Below are 16568 nucleotides of genomic sequence, written 5' to 3' on the forward strand. Positions count from 1 at the left end.
GGGGCCGGTTCAGCCCCCGTCGGTGTCGGAGAAGCGGGCATCCAGGCCGTCGTCCTGCGTGCCGCCGTCGGCGGGCAGCGGGACCTCGTCCTCGGCCGCCCGCAGCTCCGCGTCACCGCCCGCGGGGGCCGCGTCGTCGACGCCCCGCTGGAGCTGGGCGAGCAGCTGCTCCTCGTCGGGCCGCAGGTCGCCCCTGCCGAGGCGATCCCCGGGCTCGCCGGCGTCGCTGCCGGAGGCCATGCCGCTGTCGGGGACGTCGTCCGGTCCGGTCATCGCTCGACCCTCCTCAGCGGGGGAAGTTCGGCTCGAGCCGCGGCACGATCTGCATCTCCGGCACGAACGCCGAGGGGTGCAGCAGCAGCAGCGTGCGCACCGTGTCGGCGACCGCGGACGGCGGCATCATCAAGTGCCCCGGGATCCCCCACTGCTCCATCATCGGGGTGTCCATCGCCGCGGGGATGACCGCCTGCACCCGGCACGGGAAGGGCCGCTCGCCGCCGTCGGGGAGCTGCACGGCCTTCTCCCGCAGCTCGCGCTGGATGCAGCGGGTGGCGTTGAGGAAGCCGGCCTTGGAGCCGTTGTAGGCGATCGCGCCGCTGCCCGAGGTGATCGCCGACAGCGACACGACGTGCACCACGTCGGCGGTGCGGCCCTCGGGCAGGTGCTGAACCCGCTTCACGAACTCGCTGGTCAGGAAGACGGGGCCCTCGCAGTTGACGGCCATGACCCGGCGGTAGTCGTCGAGGTCGATGTCGGTGACGTAGCCCGGGCGGTCGATGCCGGCCACGTTGACCAGCACGTCGAAGGCGTCGCCGTGCTGCTCGAACAGCTGCGCCACCACCGCGCGGCGGGCGGCGTCGTCGGTCACGTCCAGGGCGACGACGTCGGCGCTGCCCCCGGCGTCGGTGACCAGCTCGCGGGTCCGCGCGCTGCCGTCGGGGTCGATGTCGGCGACGACGACGTGCGCGCCGGCCTCGGCCAGCGACACGCACGTCGCCCGGCCCAGCCCGCTCGCCCCGCCGGTGACCAGCGCCACGCGGCCCTTGAGCTCCCCTGCCACCCGTTCCTCCGTCCTCCGGCCGGTCGGCCGTGATCACGTCTCGCGTCCCCGGCCACTCTCGCGGAGGTCGGTCCCGCCCGCAGGTCGGAGCGGGTCAGGCCGGGGCGGACCAGGCGTCGGCGAGGGTGACCGTCACCAGCTGCCGGCTCTCGACGAGGGCCAGCAGCTGGTCGAACACGGTGGTGATCGCCGGCTGGTTGGCGTGGCCGACGATGATCGCCCGCGCCGCGAACCACTGGTGCGCGGCGGCCATCAGCCCCTCGGCGGAGACCACCCGGCCGTCGTCGAAGGTGCCGTTCCACATGACCGTCGTCGGGTGGCCGACGTCGGCGGCGATGGCGTCGACCCGCTCGTCGTGCGAGCCGAAGGGCGGCCGCCAGAACGGCGTCTCCGCGACGCCGAGGGTGCGGCGCATGGCGTCCTGGTTGCGGCGCAGCTCCTCGGCGACGTCGGCGTCGGAGAGGGTGGTCAGGTCGGGGTGCGACCACGTGTGGTTGCCGAAGGCGACCTGCCCGGACTCGATGAGCGGCCACAGGTCGCGGGCGTTGTCGCCCCACGTCCGGTAGGAGCAGTTGGGGAAGAACGTCAGCCGGGTGCCGGTCTCGCGGCAGAGGGTGACCATGGCGGCGACCACCTCGCCGTTGCTGCCGTCGTCGATGGTCAGCGCGATCTGCGGGCCGGTGCCGGGCAGCTCCTCGACCACGCCGTGCGGAGCGGGGACGGCGACGATGCCGCCCGGGCCGCTGGGGGTCGCCGGAGCCGGCGTCCGCGCGGGCGCGGGGGCGGGCTGCGCGAGGTCGAGACCGGCCGCGCCGCGCCCCACCGCGGCACCCGTGAGCCCGGCGGCGAGCAGGTACAGGAAGCCCCGGCGGTCCACGCGCCGGACGCTAGGAGGGGGCCCCGGCGCGTCCCGGTCAGCGACACCAGCCCGCTCGCGTGCCCGCCACGCTCCGTGGCCTGCCGACTACGTCGCCGCGACGAGGCCCGCCTGCTCGATGAGCCGGGCCTGCTCGCGGCACCACGGGGACCAGGCGTCGCGCTCGGACTCCTCCTGCCGGCGCCGGAACTCGGCCCATCCGAGCAGCTCCCACTCGCCCACCTCGCGGGGATCGGGGTCGGGCGTGCCGGTGTAGCGGCCGAGGTAGACCGGGCAGACCTCGTTCTCCACCACGCCGCGGAACTCGGCGCGGTAGCGGTACCCGGGCAGCGCCGGGCGCAGGTCGGCCACCTGCAGCCCGAGCTCCTGGGACGCGCGGCGGGCGATCGCGGCGGCGTCGTCCTCCCCGGGACCGGGGTGGCCGCAGACGGTGTTGGTCCACATGCCGGGGAAGGTCTGCTTGTCCGCCGCACGGCGGGTGACCAGCAGCCGGCCGTCGTCGGCGAACAGGTAGGCCGAGAAGGCCCGGTGCAGCGGCGTCTCGCCGTGGTGCACCAGCGGCTTGGGCATGGTGCCGATGGGCGTCCCGTCGTCGTCGACGAGCACGATCAGCTCCGCTGCGGTCACCGTCACCGGCCCATCCTCCCCCGGTGCGCGGTTCCGGCACACCTCCCCCGGGCAGGGAAGGGGGCATGCGGCAGTTCCAGAACGACGGCCTCACCTTCGACGTCCAGGACGGCGGCCCGCCCGACGGCGAGCCCGTGGTGCTCCTCCACGGCTTCCCCCAGGACTGCACGGCCTTCGACCGGATGGCGCCGCTGCTGCACGACGCCGGCCTGCGCACCCTCGCGCTCGACCAGCGCGGCTACAGCCCCGGCGCCCGGCCGAGCGGGCGCGGTTCCTACCGGCTGCGCGCGGTCACCGGCGACGTCCTGGCGCTGCTCGACGCCGCCGGGCTGGAGAGCGCACACGTCGTCGGCCACGACTGGGGCGGCGCCGTGGCCTGGGCGCTGGGCGCCTGGCACCCCGACCGGGTGCGCACGCTGACGGCGCTGTCCACCCCGCACCCGGCCGCGGCCGGCCGGGCGGTGCTCACCAGCGACCAGGGGCTGCGCTCGTCGTACATGGCCGCCTTCCAGGTGCCGGTGGTGCCCGAGCGGCTGCTGCTCACCCGCGACGGCGCCGCGCTGCGCGGCGTCCTCGAGAACGGCGGCCTGCCCCCCGACGCCGTCGCCCGCTACGTCGACCGGATGCGCGAGCCGGGCGCGCTCTCGGCCGCGCTCGGCTGGTACCGGGCCATCCCGCTCGCCGCGCGGGACGGCGTCGGGCGGGTGTCCGTGCCGACCCTGCACGTGTGGAGCACCGGCGACGCCTTCCTCGGGCCGGCCGCCACCGCCATGACCCGTCGCCACGTCACCGGGCCCTACCGGCTCGAGGTGCTCGACGGCGTGCCGCACTGGATCCCGGAGCTGGCCGCCGAGCGCACCGCCGAGCTGGTGGTCGAGCACGTCCGGACGGCGGTCGGCGCCGCTCGCTGACCACCGCCGCGGAGGGTCACCTCGTCGGGACACGGCCCGACCCGCGCCGATCACGACCGCGAGCTGTCCCCCCGTGCGGTGGCCCCGGGGCCGCGGGGCATGGCCGACCGCCCGGGCGGGCACCCCTCCCGGGAACGTTCCGGAACAGGAGGAGCAGCCATGTCGACCACCACCACCCGCCGCCGCTGGCGCCTGGCCGCCGTCGGCCTCGCGCTCGCCCTCTCGCCGGTCACCGCCGCCTGCGGCTCCGACGTCGTCGACGACGGGGTGGAGCAGGAGGTCGAGGAGGGCGTGGACGAGGCCGAGCAGGAGGTCGAGGACGCCACCGACGGCGAGGACTCCGACGGATGACGGACGATGATGCAGAGACCTCTTTGCAAAGAGGTCTCTGCATCTTAGTCTGAGGGCGTGACCGAACTCCCGCCCGAAGCCGTCGTCGACGTCACCGACCCGCGGACGCTGCGCGCGCTGGCCCACCCGCTGCGCACCGGCCTGCTCGCCCTGCTGCGCTCGGAGGGCCCGTCGACGGCCTCCCGGCTGGGACAGCGGCTGGGCGAGAGCAGCGGCACCACCAGCTACCACCTGCGCCAGCTCGCCGCCCTCGGCTTCGTCGAGGAGGTGGCCGGCGAGGGGACCGCGCGGGAGCGTTGGTGGCGGGCCCGGCACCGCAGCACCCGCTGGCGCACCGAGGACCTCGTCGACCAGCCCGGCGGCCGCGAGGTCCTCGAGGAGCTCACCCACCAGTCGCTGGGGCGGCAGCGGCGTGTGCTCGCCGCGCACGCCGAGCAGCGGGAGTCGCTGGACGACGTCTGGCGCGACGCCGTCTCGCTCAACGACTGGGCGCTGCACCTGTCCCCCGCCGCCGTCCGGGAGCTGACCGAGGAGCTCAACGGGGTGCTGGCGCGCTGGCGCGCCGAGCGCGAGGAGCCGGGCGAGCCGCTCGTGCACGTCCTGCTCGACCTGTTCCCGCTGACCGAGGACCCGGCGTGAGGGCTCCGCTGTCGGTGCACTCGGCCGGCCGGCGGTTCGTCGGGCTCACCGCGCTGCGCTGGCTGCCGGTCGGCATCTCGGCGCCGGTCACGGTGCTGCTGGCCTCGTCGCGCGGGCTCTCCCCCGCCGACATCGGGCTGGTGCTGGCCGTCTACTCGGTGGTCACGCTGGTGCTGGAGCTGCCGACCGGCGGGCTCGCCGACGCGATCGGGCACCGGCCGGTCCTGGTCCTGTCCGGGCTGCTGGGCACCGCGTCGCTGCTCACGATGGCCGCCGCGGACTCCGTGCCGCTGTTCGCCCTGGCGTGGGGGCTGCAGGGCGCGTCGCGGGCACTGGACTCCGGCCCGCTGGAGGCCTGGTACGTCGACACCGTGCACGCCGCGGACCCCGACGCCGACCCGGCGTCGGGCCTGTCGCGAGCCGGCGCCGCCGACGGCCTGGGGCTGGCCCTGGGCGCCGCGCTCGGCGGGGCGCTGCCGCTGCTGGCCGAGGGCCGGGGCAGCGCCGCGCTCGTGCTGCCGCTGCTCCTGGCCGCGGCGCTGGTCGCGGTGTCGGTGGTCGCCGTCCTCGCGCTCGTCGTCCCCCTGCCGACGGCGACCTCGGGCGGGCTGCGCGCCCTGGCCGGCGGGGTCCGGGAGGTGCCGGTGGTGGTCCGCGACACCGTGCGGCTGGCCGCGCGGCACCGCGTCCTGCGCCGGCTGCTGGCCATCTCGTTCCTGACCGGCACGGCGCTGACCACCCTCGAGGTGCTGGGCCCGCTGTGGTTCGCCGAGCTCGGCGGCGGCCTCGACCGCGGGGCAGCGGTGTACGGGGTGGTCATGGCCGCCTCGTTCGCCGCCGCCGGGCTGGGCGCCCTGCTGGCACCCGCCGTCCGCCGGCTCGCCCGGGGCTCGGTGGCCTGGGCCAGCCTGGTCACCGCGGTGCTCGGCGCGCTCGCCGTCGCCGCGGTCGCGGTGGCCGGGCACGTGGCGGTCGCCGCCGCCGCGTTCGTCGTCTTCTACCTGGCCAACGGCGCCGGCTGGCCGCTGCGCCAGGCGCTGCTGCACGAACAGGTGAGCGCCCCCCAGCGGTCGACGACGGTGTCGGCCAAGTCGCTCGCGCTCATGGTCGGTGGCGGCCTCGGCAGCCTGCTGCTGCCCCGCCTGGCCGACGCCGCCGGCCTGCCGGCCGGCTTCCTCGCCGGGGCGGCCGCGCTGCTCCTCATCGCCGCGGTCTCCCTCGGGCTGCGCCCGCGGGACGAGGAGCTCGCGGCGCCGGACGCGGTGCCGGCGCCGGCGGTGCGCTGATGTGACGCACCCCGTCGGGTTGCGCACGGCCACCGGGGGTAGCGGCGGGACATGGCTGAGCTCCCCCAGGCGCATCTGCAGGGCCTCAAGGTCGCCGTCACCGGCGCGAGCGGCAACGTCGGCACCGCGCTCCTGCGGCGGCTGACCGCTCCCGGCAGCGGCGTGGCCGAGGTCCGCGGGCTGGCCCGCCGGGAGCCGCCGGACCGGGAGCCGTACTCGTCGGTCACCTGGTACACCGCCGACCTCGGGGACACCAGCAGCGAGCAGGCGCTGACCAACCTGCTCGAGGACGTCGACGCCGTCGTCCACCTGGCCTGGGTGCTGCAGCCGGGGCGGCGGTCCGACGAGCTGCGGAAGGCCAACGTCGACGGCACCCGCCGGGTCATGCGCGCCGCGGTGGCCGCCGGCGTGCAGCACGTGGTGCACATGTCCTCGCTGGGGGCCTACGCGGCGGGCGGCGGCGACCGTCCGGTCACCGAGGACTGGCCGGTGACCGGCATCCCGAGCTCGCAGTACAGCCGGCAGAAGTCCGAGGCCGAGCGGGTCGTGCGCGAGGTCGTCGGCCGGCGGTCCGACGTCACGCTGACCGTCGTCCGGCCGACGCTGGTGCTCCAGCCGGAGGCGGCCAGCGAGATCGGCCGCTACTTCCTCGGCCCGCTGGTGTTCGGCGCGGTGCGCCTGGTGCCCGGGCAGATCGCCTCCGTCCTGCCCCTGCCGCTGCCGTCGCTGCGGGTCGGCTTCGTCCACGCCGACGACCTCGCCGACGCGATCACCCGCATGCTCGACCGGCGCGTCCCGGGACCGTTCAACGTCTCCGCCGACCCGGCGCTCGACGCCGACGGGATCGCCCGCGCGCTGGGCACCACGCGGATCCCCGTCCCGGCGGTGCTGGTCCGGACCGGGCTGACGGCGGCCTTCCGCGCGCACGTCGTCCCCACCGAGCCCGGCTGGCTCGACCTGGGCCTCCGGTCGCCGGTGCTCGACACCACCCGCGCGCGCACGCAGCTGGACTGGCAGCCGGCCCACCGTGGGGACGACGTCCTGCGCCAGTTCGTCACCGCCCTCGGCCGCGGTGAGGGTGCGCCGGGGCCGCTGCTGTCCCCCACGGGCGGCCGCGAGTACGACCCGGCCGGCGACCCGGCCAACGTGCCGAACCGCCGTCCGGACTGAGCGGCTCTGCCCGGTCCGGGTTTCGTCACTCCGGCACCGGGCCGCAGCCGGGCGCCGTCGGACGCCGTGGCCGCGCGGGACCAGACGCCTCACCTGCAGATCCGCCGTCCACAGGACTTGCCCACTCAGCTGTTCGAACGTATGATCGAATCTGTGACGGAAACGCCGGCGGTCGACGAGCCCCCAGTGGGGTGGGCGTCGGGGCCGCTGGGTGAGGTCCAGGCCGCCGACCGGGAGGCGTCCCGGCAGACGGCGCGGCGCTACCGGGCGATCGCGGCCTTCGCCGCCACCCGTCCCGCCTCCGTCGACCGGCAGCCCGGGGAGCCCGGCTCCATGTCAGCCGAGCGGTGGGCGGCCCGGGCCGAGGTGCTGCGGCCGGTCAGCGAGTGGGCCGCGCACGAGTTGTCGATCGCGTTGGACCTCACCGCGCAACGCGCCGAGGAGGAGCTGGCGCGGTCGCTGACCCTGGTGCACCGGCTGCCCCGGGTGCTCGGTGCGCTGGAGTCCGGGTTGCTGCACGCCGGGCACCTGTGGTGCCTCCTCGAGCACGTGGCCCCGATCGCCGATGACGCGCTGCGCGCCCGCATGGAGGCCGAACTGCTCGCCTGGGTGGCCACCCGGCACCAGGTGACCACCCCGGCGCAGCTGGGCGACCGGGTGCGTCGCGTGGTCGCCCGGCACAACGCCCGCGACGCCGCCCGCGACCTGGACCGGGCACTCGAGCAGCGCGGCGTCACCGTCCGCCCGGATCGCACCGCCGGGATGAGTGTGGTCTCGGCGCTGCTGACCACCCCAGAGGCGCACGCCCTCGTCGCGACCCTGGGCGCCCACGCCGACGCGCTGCCCACCGATCCGGCGGACACGCGCACCCGCGGGCAGAAGATGGCCGACTGCCTGCTCGACCTGGTGCTCCGGCCCGGCGAGACCGGTCTGCCGCCGGTGCAGGTGGCGCTGACCGTGGTCGCCCCGGTCGGCGCACTGTTGGGCGGGGATCAGCCGTGTGAGGTCGACGGGCAGGTGGTGCCCGCCGAGCTGGTCCGCGCGCTGCTGGCCGCCCTCACCGGCTACCCGGTCGACGCCGCACCCGCCACCACCGGCCCTGCCGCGACCGACACCGAGCCGACCGACACCGCTCCTCCCGGCGGGCCGGCGCGTCCGGTCCTGAGCGAGGAAGAGGACTTCGCGCTGTGGTCGGAGGAGATGGAGCGCCGAGTGCTGGCCGGCGAGTTCGACGCCGAGCCGCCACCCTGCTACGTCGACGATGACCCGCCACCGGATCCCGGGCCGCCGCCGGCCGACTGCGCAGCACCGTTCGACGCGACCTCCGCCGCGCCCGTGCCCGATGGCTGGTGGGCCCGCGCCGACCGTGCCGTGGACGACGCCGGCACCGCGCTGCTCGGGCTCGAACGCGCGCTGGGCCACGCCCGCCGCACGGTGGCCACCGCGCAGCGCGCCGACGCCGCCGACGAGGCCGCCTGGGCGGCGAGTCCCGCCGGCCGGGTCACCGCCGCCAGTGACGTCCTCACTCAGCTCACCGCGGCTACCGACCAGGCCCGGGAGACGCTGGCCGCCCTGCTCGCCGCCACCGGCGGCGGCGGGCTGGACGACCGGCCCCGGATCGCGCTCACCGGCGCGGCCGGCGGTGCGCTGCTGGCCCTCACCGACCTGCCTGCCCTGCACCGCGCCCGCCAGAGCGGCACCGGCCTCGGCGCCCCTGCCGCCGGCGCCGGCTACCGGCCCGGCGCCGCCCTCGACCGGCACGTCCGCGCCCGCGACCGCCGCTGCCGCTTCCCCGGCTGCCGCCGCCGCGTGCCCCGCGGCGGCGAGCTCGACCACAGCGTTCCCTGGCCGGCCGGGCCCACCGCCGCGGCCAACCTCACCGGCTACTGCACCGGCCACCACCGCGGCAAGCACCAGGCCCCCGGCTGGCGACACACCCTCGCCGCCGACGGCACCCTCACCGTCACCACCTCGTCCGGCCTCACCGCCACCACCACCCCACCGCCGTACTAGAGGAACCCCGCCGGGCGCGGGGCCACCGCGTCCTGGAGGCCCGGGGGTCGCGTCGAACTCGGCTCCGAGTGGTGACACGTCCCAGAGCCGGCGTGGGCGGGAGCCGGCAGCGGCACCTCGATGCCGAGCCTCGGTCCACTCCCGGTCGCGCGTGAGTGGGCCGCGGCCGGGGCTGGGTCCGTCGCGCAGACGGATCGCGCTGGGGCGAGCGGTGACCGCCGCGCCATCGCCGGCCTCGGGGAGAGCACCTGACGACCGGCTCGAGCACGTCCTCGTTGACCACCTCGACGCCCGGTAGGAGAGTCCCGGCCCTCGGACGGGCACCAGCCCCGGCACCATCAGCCGGGCTCCTCGAGGAGTGGCACCATGCGCCGTTTCCGGTTCCTCCTGGTCCTCCTCCTCGCGCTCGCGGCGCCGATCGTCTCCGCTTCCGCTGCGGCCGCTCAGACCACCGTGTTCGTGAGCATGACCTTTGCGGAGCCGGTTCACCCGAACACGGACTGTCCGGCCTTCCCCGACTCCTCCTGCGGGTCCGGTCAGGTCATCCCGCTGGGCCGGGCGACGTCAGAGATCGTGTTCGGCGCCGGGTGCGGCGGGACCTGTGACATCCGGACCATCTACCTGGCCGATGGGACGATCATCCTCGAAGAGACGTCCAGCCCCGGCGAGTGCGTCGCGGAGCCGGCGTGCTTCCCCGGTCCGATCGAGGTGCGCCGCAGCACCCTCACGAGCGTCGTCATCGGGGGCACAGGGGCTTATGAGGGTGTGACGGGGACGCTGACAGGCACCGTCAGGTTCTCGATCAGCAACGCCCGGCCCGCCGGCGCGGCCATCGTCAAGCTCTCGGGCACCATCAGCTACTAGCCGGGCCAGGCCCGTCGACCGGCCTCCCGTGGAGCCCGAGAGTCCTTGCCGTGTCCCCGAGCGGGCGGCTGACGAACGCCATGGGCAGTCGCGACGCGGAGGATCTGCAGGAGGAACCCGTCCGCCGGCCGGCCCGGCGCCCGCGGGACCCTCAGCCCCGGCGTGTCCAGGCGCCGACGGTCCGGCCGGTGGCGGCGAAGACGTCGGCGGCCTGCTCGCTGCGCAGCGCGACGAACAGGCCCTCCGCCTCGGCCAGCACCACCTCGGGGCTGTCCTCGGCGACCAGCCGGGCGTGTGCGGTGGTTCGCCGGCCGTCGCTCTCACCCATCTCGGCGGTGAGCAGCAGCGGCACGCCGAGGTGCACCGGCCGGCGGTAGCGGACGGTCAGCGTGGCGGTCAGCCCGCCGCGGCCGGCCGCGCGGAGCGCGCGGGCCAGCACGTGGTCGAGCAGGGTGGCCACCACCCCGCCGTGCACCAGCCCGGGCGGCCCCTCGTGCGCCTTGCCCACGGTGACCCGGCCGGTGGCCCGCCCGTCGGGGCTGTCCGATGCCACCAGCGGCGGCGCCACCGGGCTGCCCGGCCCGTACACCGGGCTGTACCAGCGCTCCCCGGTCTCGGGGTCGTCGACGCGGGCGATCTCGTGCAGCTCCCGGCCGGTGGCCCGCAGCCGGGCGGCCAGCTCCCGCGCGGCGACCACGGCCGCCGCGAGCTCCTCCTCCCCCACCTCGGTGCGCAGGGCGGCGTCGACCAGCTCGCGCAGCGCCTCGCCCAGCTCCCCGACCGCCACCCGCCGCGCGGCCCGCGCCTCCGGGGACAGCGGCTCAGCCACGCGGCATGCCGGCCGCGCGCAGCAGCCCTCCACCGACGATGACCCGCTGCACCTCACTGGTGCCCTCGTACAACCGGTACAGCCGCGCGTCGCGGTAGAAGCGCTCGACGGGCGTGGTCCGCAGGTACCCCAGCCCGCCGTGCACCTGGACGGCGCGGTCGGTGGCCCGCCCCACCATCTCGCTGCACCACAGCTTCGCCGCCGACGGGCCGATCGAGGTGTCCTCACCGGAGTCGTACCGGGCGGCGACCTCGCGCACCATCGCCCGCCCGGCCAGCAGCTCGGCGTACATGTCGGCGATCAGCGCCTGCACCAGCTGGAACCGCCCGATCGGGGCACCGCCCTGCTTCGCCGTCGCCGCGTAGGCCACCGACTCGTCGAGCACCCGCTGCGCCATCCCCACGCACAGCGCCGCGATGTGCAGCCGGCCGCGGGAGAGCACGGTGAGCGCCTTGGAGTACCCGCGCCCCTCCTCGCCGACCAGCGCGTCGGCGGGCACGCGGACGCCGTCGAGGAAGACCTCCGAGGTCCAGGCGCCGGACTGCCCCATCTTCTTGTCGCGCGGGCCGAGCGTGACCCCCGGCGTCCGCGCGTCGACGACGAAGCTGGAGATGCCCCGGCCGCCCTCCTCCTGCGGGTCCGTCCGGGCGAAGACGACGAACAGGTCGGCCAGCGGCGCGTTGGTGATGTAGCGCTTGGCGCCGTCGAGCACCCACCCGTCGCCGTCGCGGCGGGCGCTGGTGCGCAGGCCCGCGGGGTCCGAGCCCGCCTCGGCCTCGGTCAGCGCGAACGAGCCGATGAGCTCACCGGAGGCCAGCCGCGGGAGGTAGGTCTTCTTCTGCTCCTCGCTGCCGAACCGCGCGATCACCTGCCCGGCGATGCCGTTGTTGGTGCCGAACAGCGAGCGGAAGGCCGGCGTCGTGTAGCCGAACTCGAAGGCCAGCTCGACGTCCTCCCGCATGTCCACGCCCAGCCCGCCGTACTCCTCGGGCAGTGCGTAGCCGAACAACCCCATGTCGGCCGCCGCCCCGCGCAGCTCCTCGGGGATGCGGTCGTCGAGGTCGATCTCCTCCTCGCGCGGCACCACCACCTCCCGCACGAGCCGGCGCACCGCGTCCCTGACGTAGGTGAAGTCCTCGGCGTCCACACCCTCATCGTGCCGTCCGCGACGAGAGCGCGGCGACCGGGACCGGCCTCCCCGGCAGGTGCGATGAGCGACCGTACGAGCACGCCCCGTTGTGGGGCGGGGTCGGCAGCACTACGGTCGGGGGCGGCGCCCGAACCAGCGGCGCCGCTGTCCCCCGGAGTCGCCGTGCACCTCTCCGTCGCCGTCGTGCCAGCCCCTGCGCAGGTCGTCGTCCGTCTCACCGGCGACGCCGGGCGCGCGACCCTCGACCGCCTGGCCTCGGCGCTGACCCGTGCCGCCGGGCACGGCACCGGCAGCGTCGTCGTCGACGTGGCCGGGGCCCGCTTCGCCGACGGCACCGCCCTGCAGGCCCTCGCCGGTTTCAGCGACACCCTCGCCGCGGCCGGCCGCCGCTGCCGGCTGGTCGGCGCGCCCGCCGCGGTGCGCCGGCAGGTCACCGAGGCGGGCCTCGCCGGCCGGCTCGAGCTCGACGGCCCGCTCACCGGGCAGGACCCCGTGCGGCCGCGTCCGCGACCGGACCGCGAGCCCCCGCCGGTGGCCTGGGTGCCGCCGGCGCGCGAGGAGCGGCGCCGTCCCCGGGCGGAACCGCCGTCGGTGCACGGCCCCGACGGCGCCGGGCGCCCCGTCACCCCGGTCGCCCTCGACCGCTGGCGCTGAGGCCTCCGGTACCGGAGGGTCGGCGGCAGCGGCCGCCGTCCCCGACGATGCTCCTGGCGGTGGGACCGGCCACCCCGTCAGGAGGAGACGGCATGGGCGAGATCGTGGTGCTGCGGCACGGCGCGACCGAGTGGAGCCGCAGCGGCCAGCACACCGGTGTCACCGACCTGCCGCTGCTGCCCGAGGGCGAGCAGCGGGCCCGCGACATCGCGCCGGCGCTCGCCCGGCGGGACCTGGTCGAGGTGTGGGTCAGCCCGCGGCAGCGTGCCCGGCGCACCGCCGAGCTGGCCGGCCTCACGCCCACCGCCGTCGACGAGGACCTCGTCGAGCTCGACTACGGCGGCTACGAGGGCCGGACCACCGCGGAGATCAGCGAGGAGCTGGGCCGGCAGTGGTCGGTCTGGCGGGACCCGGTCGTGCCCGGGGAGACCCCCGGCGAGACCCTGGAGGACGTCGGACGGCGGGTCGACCGCGTCCTGGAGCGGGCCCGGCCGCGGCTGGCCGACGGCGACGTCGCGCTGGTCGCCCACGGTCACGTGCTGCGCGTCCTGACCGCGCGCTGGCTCGGCCTGGAGCCGGCCGCGGGCGCGCTCTTCGCCCTGCCCGCCGGGGCCTACGGCGTCCTCGGCCACGAGCACGCCCGCCCGGTGCTCACGCGGTGGGGCCTGGACTGACCTCCGCCGGCTCGGACGCGCCGGCGGGCGCCTCGGGGCGGCCGAACAGCCAGCCCTGGCCGAGGTCGGCGCCCAGGGCGGTGACCTCCTCGGCGGCCTGCTCGGTCTCCACCCCCTCGGCCACCACGACCGCGCCGAGCCGGTGGGCGTGCCCCGCGACGGTGCGCACGACCGCGCGGGCGCCGTCGTCGGGCAGCGCGGAGACCAGTGCCCGGCCGAGCTTGACCACGTCGGGCCGGACGACGTCGAGCAGCGAGGCGCTCGACCACCCGGCGGCCACCTCGTCCAGCGCCACCCGCCAGCCCCGCGCGCGGTAGGCCTCCAGGACGGTGAGCAGGTGCCCGCGGTCGGCGACGGCGGCCCGCTCCCCCACCTCGAGCACCAGCTGCCGCGGCCGCAGTCCGGCCAGCTCCAGCGCCTCGGCCGTGCCGGCGAGGTCGTCGTCGGGCCGCAGCACCGACGTCGGGTGGGTGTTGACGAACAGGTCGGCGTCGCCCAGCCAGCCGGCCGTTCCGGCGATCGCGCACTCGCGACCGACCCGGTCCAGCCGCGGCAGCCACCCGGCGGAGTCGGCCACGAAGAACAGGTCGCCGCCGTCGACGGCGCGCCCGTCGGAGTCGCCGCGCAGCAGCGCCTCGTAGGCCACCACCGAGCGGTCGGCGAGGTCGACGATCGGCTGGTAGGCGGACCACAGCTCGGCCTCGGCCAGCACGCCGACCTCCGCGGTGACGCCCCGCCGGGCCAGCTCCTGGGCGAGGGTCGGCGCGGTCAGCAGCGCCCGCACCAGCGCCGTGTACTCGTTGGCCGGGTCGGTGGCCACCCGCACCGCCTCGGCCTCCGCGCCGGTCAGCGCCCGGGAGATGCGGTCGAAGAACAGCTCCACCCGCAGGCCGTCGTGCTCGTCGGCCAGGTCGAGCAGGCCGGGCGCGGCGAAGACCGACAGGCCCACCGCCCTGGCGACCGTCGCCACCGCCGGCAGCACGTGCTCGGCCGCGCTGGCCAGGAGGACCCGGGTCGCGGCCTCGGGCAGGTCCCACTCCTCGCGCCGGCGGGCCGCGCCGGTCGTGCTCACCACGCGCAGCAGGATGACCGACCCGGCCGGACGGCACGGGCAGGCGCGCGGGCGGCGCGAAGAGGTGGCCGCACCGCGCAGCGGAGCGCCGTCGAGGGGCCCCGGAGGTTCTAGGGTCCCTCCATGGCAGCTGCCCTCGTCACCGAGCAACCGGCACGCACGGGCCGCGGGGGCCGACCGCGCGACCCCAGCCGCGACGACGTCATCCGGGCCGCGATCCTGCGCCTGCTCGGCGACGTCGGCTACGGCGCCCTCACCATGGACGCGGTCGCGGCCGAGGCCGGCGTCGGCAAGGCCACCATCTACCGCCGGTGGCGCACCAAACAGGACCTCGTCATCGACACCGTCTCCGAGCTCAACCGGTCCTGGACCGTCGACGCCGACACCGGGTCGCTGGAGGGCGACCTGCGCCAGCTGGTGCACCGGATGGTCGAGATGATGGCCAGCCCGGTCGGTGCCGCCACCCGCTCGCTGCTGGCGGCGATGCAGCACGAGCCGGCACTGATCGAGGCCTTCCGCGAGGGCCCGATGGCGGTCTGGCGGCGGGCGTTCGCCGACATGTGGTCGCGGGCGCAGGTGCGCGGCGAGGTGGGTCCGGGCATGCCGCAGTCGATCCCGGCCGAGGCCTCCACCGCGCTGCTGGTGCAGCGCTGGCTGGTCACCCGGGAGCCGGTGGACACCGCCTACGCCGACGCCGTGCTCGAGCGGGTCGTCCTCCCGCTGGTCCGCCGGGAGGGCGCGGCCAGCCGGGAGAACTGAGCCCGCGGGGCGCCCGGGTCACCAGCCCAGCGTGCCCGGCTCACCCTTGAACGGCCCGACGACGTCGTCGGTGATCCAGCCGCCGTAGAAGTCGCCGGCCTGGGCGCGCACCTGCTCCCCGTCGACGGTGGCTCGGTCGACCCGGCTCGGGTAGAACGCCACCGCGCCGCGCAGGTGCTCGTACCCGGCGGTGGGCTGCTCGTAGGACCAGGCGACCGCCGGCCGGCGGGTCCCGTCGACGACGGCGTCCCAGTAGGTGGCCGCGCCCTTCCACTCGCACCACGACGACCCGGCCGCCCGCTCGAGCACCCCGGCGGCGACGTCCTCACGGGGCACGTAGTAGACCGGCGGGTGGCTGGTCTCGCAGACCCGGACCGCGCGGGTGGTGTCGGCGACGGCCCGCCCGCCGATCTCCACGACGACGCGGCGCGGGGTCACCTCGGCCGAGGGCGGTCGCGGGTAGTCCCACACCGACTCCTGGCCGGGGCCGACCGGGTCGCGCCGCGGCGGGCGCACGTCAGCGCGTGCGGCGCTGGACCGGCCGCTTCGCGGCCCTGCGGTGCCGGACCTTCTGGACGAGGACCAGCGACACCAGCAGGCCGAGGCCGCCCACGGTGGCCCGGCCGGCCGGCGACTGCAGGAACCGCACGACGGCGGCCTGGCCGTCGGCCCGCAGCCGGGTGGGCGACCCCCGGTAGGCCAGCGTGTCCAGGGTGGCCGCCAGCGACTCGCGGGCGGCGTCGATCTCCAGCTGGATCTCTCGGGGGTCGCGAGGAGGCACGGGCGACAGCCTGCCAGACGCGGCCCCGACCGGCCCGTTCCGGGAAACCGGGGCACCCGGCCGGGCGATGCGACCTAGACTCTGCGGCCACGCGGGAGTGGTGTAACGGCAGCCACGCCAGACTTAGGATCTGGTGCCTCCGGGCGTGCGGGTTCGACTCCCGCCTCCCGCACTCGACGACCTCCCCGGGGCCCCTTGCCCCGGGCGGTCGCCGGGAGGAGCCTGCGACCCCGTGGGCGTCTACGGCCGGTGCATCCGTCCCCGGCTCCTCGACCGGTCCCTGGGGCCGCGGCTGACCGGGCCGATCCGGGAGCGGACCTGCGCCGGGCTGACCGGCGACGTGCTCGAGATCGGGTACGGCTCGGGGCTCAACCAGCCCCACCTGCCGCCCGCGGTCACCGGCGTGTGGGCGGTCGAGCCGTCGGCCACGGCGCTGCGGATGTCCGAGGAACGACGCGCGGCGTCCCCGGTGCCGGTCGTGGTCGCCGGCGACGACGCCCGGTCCCTGCCGCTCCCCGACGACCGCTTCGACTCGGCGCTGTGCACCTGGGTCCTCTGCGGCATCCCCGACGCCGGCCGGGTGCTGGCGGAGGTGGCCCGGGTGCTCAAGCCCGGCGGCACCCTGCACCTCGTCGAACACGGGGCGGCCCCCGACCCCGGCGTCCTGCGCTGGCAGCGGCGCGGCAACCCGGTCAACCGGGTCCTGGCCGGCTGCTCGCTCGACACCGACGTGGCGGGGCTGCTGGCCGCCTCGCCGCTGACGGTCACCGAGCTGCGGACCTGGTACGAGGACGGCGTCCCGCGGGTCGCGGGCTCCATGTACGGCGGCCGGGCCGCCGCCTGACCGGTCG

The 16568-nt window shown here is 76.6% G+C and carries 20 protein-coding genes and 1 tRNA gene; 12 read left to right on the forward strand and 9 right to left on the reverse strand.

The annotated features are described in order from the left end of the window. Positions 1-9: 9 nt before the first annotated feature. The 4 genes from ACI78U_RS01300 to idi form a co-directional block, all read right to left on the reverse strand. A complete protein-coding gene (locus ACI78U_RS01300; RefSeq protein ID WP_456873473.1) occupies positions 10-273 on the reverse strand; it encodes a hypothetical protein in 264 nt (87 codons plus the stop codon). Positions 274-286: 13 nt separating this feature from the next. Next, positions 287-1060, reverse strand: a complete 774-nt coding sequence (locus ACI78U_RS01305) for an SDR family NAD(P)-dependent oxidoreductase (RefSeq protein WP_456873474.1) — start codon at positions 1058-1060, stop codon at positions 287-289. A gap of 94 nt (positions 1061-1154) precedes the next feature. Beyond that, positions 1155-1937 carry a polysaccharide deacetylase family protein gene (locus ACI78U_RS01310; RefSeq protein ID WP_456873475.1) on the reverse strand — a complete coding sequence of 261 codons (783 nt, stop codon included), beginning with the start codon at positions 1935-1937 and terminating at the stop codon, positions 1155-1157. Between the two features lie 87 nt (positions 1938-2024). Continuing rightward, a complete protein-coding gene (gene idi / locus ACI78U_RS01315; RefSeq protein ID WP_456873476.1) occupies positions 2025-2570 on the reverse strand; it encodes an isopentenyl-diphosphate Delta-isomerase in 546 nt (181 codons plus the stop codon). 59 nt (positions 2571-2629) lie between these two features. On the opposite strand from idi, the gene ACI78U_RS01320 reads away from it, so the two are divergent. The 7 genes from ACI78U_RS01320 (at position 2630) to ACI78U_RS01350 (ending at position 9798) form a co-directional block, all read left to right on the forward strand. Then, on the forward strand, positions 2630-3475 hold the full coding sequence (locus tag ACI78U_RS01320) for an alpha/beta fold hydrolase (protein ID WP_456873477.1): 846 nt from the start codon (positions 2630-2632) through the stop codon (positions 3473-3475). Positions 3476-3634: 159 nt separating this feature from the next. Continuing rightward, the gene (locus tag ACI78U_RS01325; RefSeq protein WP_456873478.1) at positions 3635-3826 is read left to right on the forward strand and encodes a hypothetical protein; all 192 of its coding nucleotides are present in this window, start codon (positions 3635-3637) and stop codon (positions 3824-3826) included. 57 nt (positions 3827-3883) lie between these two features. Then, positions 3884-4465 (forward strand): helix-turn-helix domain-containing protein, encoded by a 582-nt coding sequence (locus tag ACI78U_RS01330; RefSeq protein ID WP_456873479.1) that lies wholly within the window; start codon positions 3884-3886, stop codon positions 4463-4465. Then, positions 4462-5751 (forward strand): MFS transporter, encoded by a 1290-nt coding sequence (locus ACI78U_RS01335; protein WP_456873480.1) that lies wholly within the window; start codon positions 4462-4464, stop codon positions 5749-5751. Before ACI78U_RS01330 ends, ACI78U_RS01335 begins: the two co-directional genes overlap by 4 nt. A 51-nt stretch (positions 5752-5802) precedes the next feature. Continuing rightward, complete coding sequence (locus tag ACI78U_RS01340) at positions 5803-6921, forward strand: NAD-dependent epimerase/dehydratase family protein (RefSeq protein ID WP_456873481.1); 1119 nt, start codon at positions 5803-5805, stop codon at positions 6919-6921. A 153-nt stretch (positions 6922-7074) separates the two neighbouring features. Further along, positions 7075-8934, forward strand: coding sequence for a DUF222 domain-containing protein (locus ACI78U_RS01345; protein ID WP_456873482.1), 1860 nt, complete (start codon positions 7075-7077; stop codon positions 8932-8934). 366 nt (positions 8935-9300) lie between these two features. After that, positions 9301-9798: a hypothetical protein gene (locus tag ACI78U_RS01350; RefSeq protein WP_456873483.1), complete on the forward strand. Its 498-nt coding sequence runs from the start codon at positions 9301-9303 to the stop codon at positions 9796-9798. A gap of 151 nt (positions 9799-9949) precedes the next feature. On the opposite strand, the gene ACI78U_RS01355 is transcribed toward ACI78U_RS01350, so the two are convergent. Further along, positions 9950-10627: a PaaI family thioesterase gene (locus tag ACI78U_RS01355; RefSeq protein WP_456873484.1), complete on the reverse strand. Its 678-nt coding sequence runs from the start codon at positions 10625-10627 to the stop codon at positions 9950-9952. Beyond that, on the reverse strand, positions 10620-11774 hold the full coding sequence (locus ACI78U_RS01360; RefSeq protein WP_456873485.1) for an acyl-CoA dehydrogenase family protein: 1155 nt from the start codon (positions 11772-11774) through the stop codon (positions 10620-10622). Before ACI78U_RS01360 ends, ACI78U_RS01355 begins: the two co-directional genes overlap by 8 nt. 186 nt (positions 11775-11960) lie before the next feature. On the opposite strand from ACI78U_RS01360, the gene ACI78U_RS01365 reads away from it, so the two are divergent. Both ACI78U_RS01365 and ACI78U_RS01370 read left to right on the forward strand, forming a co-directional pair. After that, a complete protein-coding gene (locus ACI78U_RS01365) occupies positions 11961-12431 on the forward strand; it encodes an STAS domain-containing protein (RefSeq protein WP_456873486.1) in 471 nt (156 codons plus the stop codon). A gap of 92 nt (positions 12432-12523) precedes the next feature. After that, positions 12524-13105 (forward strand): histidine phosphatase family protein, encoded by a 582-nt coding sequence (locus ACI78U_RS01370; protein ID WP_456873487.1) that lies wholly within the window; start codon positions 12524-12526, stop codon positions 13103-13105. Here the strand turns inward: ACI78U_RS01370 and ACI78U_RS01375 are convergent. Next, positions 13083-14180 (reverse strand): EAL domain-containing protein, encoded by a 1098-nt coding sequence (locus ACI78U_RS01375; RefSeq protein WP_456873488.1) that lies wholly within the window; start codon positions 14178-14180, stop codon positions 13083-13085. The genes ACI78U_RS01370 and ACI78U_RS01375 overlap by 23 nt on opposite strands. A gap of 120 nt (positions 14181-14300) precedes the next feature. On the opposite strand from ACI78U_RS01375, the gene ACI78U_RS01380 reads away from it, so the two are divergent. Further along, complete coding sequence (locus ACI78U_RS01380) at positions 14301-14936, forward strand: TetR/AcrR family transcriptional regulator (protein WP_456873489.1); 636 nt, start codon at positions 14301-14303, stop codon at positions 14934-14936. Positions 14937-14954: 18 nt separating this feature from the next. On the opposite strand, the gene ACI78U_RS01385 is transcribed toward ACI78U_RS01380, so the two are convergent. Together ACI78U_RS01385 and ACI78U_RS01390 are read right to left on the reverse strand one after the other, a co-directional pair. Beyond that, on the reverse strand, positions 14955-15452 hold the full coding sequence (locus ACI78U_RS01385; RefSeq protein WP_456873490.1) for a DUF427 domain-containing protein: 498 nt from the start codon (positions 15450-15452) through the stop codon (positions 14955-14957). 1 nt (position 15453) lies between these two features. Further along, complete coding sequence (locus ACI78U_RS01390) at positions 15454-15717, reverse strand: DUF3618 domain-containing protein (protein WP_456873491.1); 264 nt, start codon at positions 15715-15717, stop codon at positions 15454-15456. A 91-nt stretch (positions 15718-15808) separates the two neighbouring features. Here ACI78U_RS01390 and ACI78U_RS01395 point away from each other — a divergent pair. Together ACI78U_RS01395 and ACI78U_RS01400 are read left to right on the forward strand one after the other, a co-directional pair. Continuing rightward, a tRNA-Leu gene (locus ACI78U_RS01395) sits at positions 15809-15889 on the forward strand. Positions 15890-15949: 60 nt separating this feature from the next. After that, on the forward strand, positions 15950-16561 hold the full coding sequence (locus ACI78U_RS01400) for a class I SAM-dependent methyltransferase (protein ID WP_456873492.1): 612 nt from the start codon (positions 15950-15952) through the stop codon (positions 16559-16561). Positions 16562-16568: the final 7 nt, after the last annotated feature.

It is taken from the genome of Geodermatophilus sp. SYSU D00710, from assembly GCF_054050195.1.